The following is a 4,723-nucleotide window of genomic DNA, read 5'->3' as shown; positions in this document are numbered from 1 at the left end:
AATCCTTTGCGGTTTAATTTCAAAAGTTAAAGGGGCCTAATCCGGAATATTTTTTTCCAACCGCCTGGCGATGCCAAGACTTCCATCGGTCGAACCATCGTCAACAATGATGATTTCAGAATTAAAATCAGGCACTTGCATTACACGCTGAATGCATGTTTCAAGGGTTTTTTCTTCGTTGAATCAGGGAATAACCAGGCTAATTTGATTCATGGATCAATACGTTACATATTACACAGTTATCTTTTAGCATGCGCGTTACGGAAGCAGGCAATATATATCTATCCGGGACGAATCATCAAGGATTTGCTGCAGACCTGCCATGGCCAGAAGAACAACCATCAGGTGAACCAGAATGGAGAACCTGAAGACGTTACGGCCTGACCAAATCCGGGCAGATGATTCACCAGCAGCATATATGGCTGCCACCCCCATATCCTCAACCACGGTCCCAGTGAAAGTGCAAAGGCCGTACACATCATCACACATTTCAGGGTCTTTGTAGGGCTCTTTGTAATTCATTTTAATGAGGCACGCCCCGGAAGCCAGAATGCGGATTTTTCCCATTCCGCGTTTATCCGTACTGGCCGCATACGCATAAACACCATTCTCTGTTGAGAATCCGCCGTAAGTTGCCAGAAATTCAGTTTTAAACGGCTTGCCTCTGAGGAGTACCTTGATGGGCAGATCATCGCCGGGGCCCAGGGCCAGGGGATTGACCAGGGGCAAAATTTCCAGGTCATGGCCCACCACGGTATCCACCTTGCCTCCGACCTCGCCCACGTTGGCAACAGCCTTCATGTATGAGTGGTAATAACCTGAACTGAGTACACTCTTCAATCCCTTTTGGGGCTGGCGTTTATACCCCTCGGTGGTTTTGGTGAAAAAAGTGCTTTTGCGTTTCACTGCCAGGACATAGCCGCCTTCTTTTTTCAAGGGACTTGGGGTGGTGAATTCGATTCCGGAAAGTGCCGTGACAACGGTCTTGTCTTCCGTACCCGGCCCCAGAATAACTGCCTCCTCAAGTTCTTCCCCATTCATGAAACTGGACAGGGGAAAGCGGTGCCCGTAGCAGATGACCCATTTCAGGGGTATTCGCGGATATGGCCCCGTCCTCCAGAAGTAGCCAGGGAAAATGTGCCTGAACCGGTGAACAGGTAAAAAATGAGATGGCCAGTGCGGCAAGGGTCACCACCCAGATGCGATTCTTTTGATTTTTCTTCATTTGTCTTCTCCTTGCTCAAAAGTTATGTCACTTGTTAAAACAACATGTCCAGGCAGAGTGTTATGGTTCTGCCAGTGCGCTGATAACGGTCGTCTCCCTTATCGGTATAGGTGTAACCAAACAAGACTGAACAATTGTCATTCAGATAGTATTGTGCCGTTACTTCTATGCCTTGAGTCATGGCCTTATCTATATTTTCGTAGATATAAAGGTCTGCGCCCTCATAGACCTGGCCGGTTCGGTCTGTAACCATCATGTTGTCTACGTCGTTTCTAAAATAGGCCAGGCCGGCGATCAATATTTTAGAAAAGGCAAAAGAAAGACGTGCCGCAGCGGTGTAGGATGGGGCAAAAGCGCAGCTGTGCCCACCATATCCTCCAACGGTGGACGCAAAAAGCGTGCCCACTCTACCGGCTGTTTATGTTTAATCTGTTTTTTCCAATATAGTTAAAGATCTGCATCATGGTCTGACGCGATGGCCTGAACCTTTTTTTTCAGGGTATACCCGCCCCAGGTCTGCTGGGATACCCCGACCACCATGAATGCATCGGGGTCGATCCGGTTAATGATGAATTTTACATCATACACCCGGGAGCGCAGTACGGTGAGATATAAAAGGGTTCGCTCTTCTCCGGAATACCCGCCGTTGACCTGCCACATGGTCACGCCGCGTTTCAATTCGTTGATAATGGCATACCGCAGGGGTTCTGGATTTTGGGTAATAATGATCAGGGTGCGCATCTGGCTGGCCCCTTCCAGGGCAAAATCTGCGCTCATGCCTGCGATCAGGAGGGCCAGGAAGGCCAGTAAAGAGGTTTCCCAGTTGAACACCAAGCCGGCAGCGGCAATAATGATTACATCCACGTACAGGCCGGACTGGGACATGGGAAAACCGGTTTTATTGTAGATGATCCGGGTAATGATCGAGGTGCCGCCGATGGTGCCGCCAAAACGGTAGATAATACCCGAACCAATACCAATGAGCAGTCCGCAGTAAATGGTTGCCAGAAGTTTGTTCTCGGTGATGGGAAATCGGGTGAAAACCGTTGGCATGTGGATAATAAAAAATTCTGTGGCACCGGAAAACACCACCACAGCCAGGGTGGAGGTAAACAAAAACCGCCATTTACCCAGGGTGAAAAAGCCAAGGATGAACAATGGAATGTTTGCCGTAAAATAAAACAGACCCGGGGAAAATCCCGTCAGGGTATTCACAATAATGCCCAATCCGGCTACCCCGCCTGCAGCCAGGTTGTACGGCATTTGAAACAATACATACGCAAAGGCGTTGAGCACCGCACCCAGGGTAATGGCCAACTGCTGGTTTGAAATCCGCAGGATTTTCTGCCAACCCGGGGATTCAAGTTTTTGTTTAACTGCTTCCTTCATGTTTTTTCGTGTCAAGCCGGCCTCCTTTTTTTACGCCAATGGCCGGCAGCTTCAAGTGACCAGACCCTTGGTCTTGAACCGGACCGGTGCCTAACTCGGTTCCGGCCTGACCCATTTGTAAACGCCCCTTGATACCCGTTCCAGTTTGCCCTTTTTTATGAGGCCGAACAGGATATTTCTAATCTTCTGCGGATCCATGTCCGATTTTTCAATGATTTCGGCAGCCGTTGTAGGGTGTTTTGTCCGTCGCCTGAACAGGGTTTCAATGCCGGCGGCATCTTTGATTTTTGGGAAGGCGGTTTGGGCGGAAGAGATTTTCCTGCCGGTACCGGCTGCCTGGGAGGGCTTTTTTTCGATCCTTGGTTTCCCGGGTTTGGGGGATTTTTTAGCGGGTGATTCAGGCACGGCCGGCGGTAAGGGTGTTGATCCGTCCATATCAAGGTCGATGCCGAACATATCCGACAGGTTCCGGGTTTCTTCATCAATGATTCTTGGGGATCTTTTTTCAGACCGGATCAGAAGATCCTTCTTTGTCTCTTTGACGGTTTCGGCGACCAGATCGTTGACCTTTGCCTTTCTTAACACGAAGAACAGGCCCGGATCCTGGTCCAGGCGGGCGCCGATTCCGTACAGCACGGCTGCCACATGTTTGCACATGACTGCCCGGTCCGGGCAGGAGCAATTCAGTTCAATCTCTCTGGGGGAGGGGAAAAGGCCCTTGTCTTTCTGGGTGAACAGCTCTTCAAGCGCCTTGGGGAATTTGCCGGCCATCAGTTGTTTAATGCTTTCCATTTTCCCCTTGCACTGGTCTTTGATGTGCTGCCAGTGTTTTGGGGGAATGGGCTTGATGGTTACGGTGATCCGGTAGGGGGCGGACTCGCCTCCCATGACCAGGCCTGAGACCTTGCCCGGCTGGATCTGAAGGTCCAGAACCGCTCCGTTCCGGACATAGCTGCGGCCCCGACCGATCCGGTTGGCATAATCCGCGTACCGTTCCAGGTTTTCGTTCCAGGCTTTTCCCCACCAGGTTTTTGCAAGGGTCTGGCCTTCGATGACCACGGGCTGAATGCCGGGATTTTTCTTTTTTAAGACCGCAAGTTTTTTTTCAGCCTTTGCCCGCTTTTCTGCCACGGTCACGTATTTGGGATACCCGTCGTAATACCTCATTGGATTCCTTTTACCATTAAAACGTTATCTGGAGCCTTATTCCGGCAGGGTGAGCCGGAACAGATCCAGCAGGTCTTTATCATCCATTTCCGTGATCAGTGCCTGGGCGGACGGGGTGACCACCTGGTCGGCCAGGGCCTGTTTTTCGCTGATCATCAGATCAATCTTTTCCTCAATGGTGCCCCGGGTGACAAATTTATGCACCAGGACCTTTTTTGTCTGCCCGATGCGGAACGCCCGGTCTGTGGCCTGGTTCTCCACGGCCGGGTTCCACCACCGGTCAAAATGGATCACATGGCTGGCCCGGGTCAGATTCAGGCCCACGCCCCCGGCCTTTAATGAAAGCACCATAAAGGGGCAATAGGCATTGTCCTGGAAGGTTTGTATCAATTTTTTACGTTTTGCAACAGGCACAGATCCGTGGAGCACGAGTCCCGGGTGATGGAAGATGGTTTCAAGAAAGGCCCGCAAAGGCTCTGTCATCTCCTTGAACTGGGTAAACACGAGAACCCGTTCCCGTTTCTCATAAACGGTTTCACAGATGCTGCAAAGGCGCATGAATTTTCCGCTGTGGGTGGCCTCGAAATCCCCGGAACCTGTGAGCTGGTCCGGGTGGTTGCATAATTGTTTGAACCGGAGAAGAAAAGAGAGGACCAGGCCTTTTTTCTGGATGCCCTCGGATGTTTCAATGGCCTGTTTCAAATCCCTGATTGATTTTTTGTACAGGACCACCTGCTTGGGACTTAAATCGGCAAACACCTTCATCTCCACCTTGTCCGGCAGGTCTGAGATTACGGTTTTATCGGTTTTCAGGCGGCGCAGGATATAGGGAAATATCATCTGCCGCAGCCTGGCATATCCGTTTGGATTGTCTTTCAGGGTTTTGGCAAACTTAGAGAACTCTGTCCTGTTGCCCAAAAGCCCGGGATTTAAAAAATCAAA

Annotated in this window: 6 protein-coding genes and 1 pseudogene; all 7 read right to left on the bottom strand. The window is 50.5% G+C overall.

The features are described 5' to 3' along the window. Positions 1-36: 36 nt before the first annotated feature. Positions 37-171 (bottom strand): annotated as a pseudogene (locus AB7U36_RS18685) (glycosyltransferase); the annotation flags it as partial. A gap of 87 nt (positions 172-258) precedes the next feature. Beyond that, positions 259-1,041 carry a DUF4198 domain-containing protein gene (locus AB7U36_RS18680; RefSeq protein ID WP_428161169.1) on the bottom strand — a complete coding sequence of 261 codons (783 nt, stop codon included), beginning with the start codon at positions 1,039-1,041 and terminating at the stop codon, positions 259-261. Continuing rightward, entirely contained in the window at positions 1,022-1,225 is a 204-nt protein-coding gene (locus AB7U36_RS18675; protein ID WP_428161168.1) for a hypothetical protein, read from the bottom strand. Before AB7U36_RS18675 ends, AB7U36_RS18680 begins: the two co-directional genes overlap by 20 nt. Before the next feature lie 34 nt (positions 1,226-1,259). Further along, positions 1,260-1,631: a TonB-dependent receptor domain-containing protein gene (locus AB7U36_RS18670; protein WP_428161167.1), complete on the bottom strand. Its 372-nt coding sequence runs from the start codon at positions 1,629-1,631 to the stop codon at positions 1,260-1,262. A gap of 41 nt (positions 1,632-1,672) precedes the next feature. After that, positions 1,673-2,629, bottom strand: a complete 957-nt coding sequence (locus AB7U36_RS18665) for a YitT family protein (protein ID WP_428161166.1) — start codon at positions 2,627-2,629, stop codon at positions 1,673-1,675. Positions 2,630-2,704: 75 nt separating this feature from the next. Beyond that, positions 2,705-3,781 (bottom strand): SWIM zinc finger family protein, encoded by a 1,077-nt coding sequence (locus AB7U36_RS18660; protein ID WP_428161165.1) that lies wholly within the window; start codon positions 3,779-3,781, stop codon positions 2,705-2,707. Between the two features lie 36 nt (positions 3,782-3,817). Then, a partial coding sequence (locus AB7U36_RS18655) for a DEAD/DEAH box helicase (protein ID WP_428161164.1) occupies positions 3,818-4,723 on the bottom strand: 906 nt, incomplete at its 5' end.

It is taken from the genome of Desulfobacter sp. (assembly GCF_050177295.1).
Note: the sequence above shows the minus strand (reverse complement) of the source record. Positions and strands in the feature narration are given on the sequence as shown.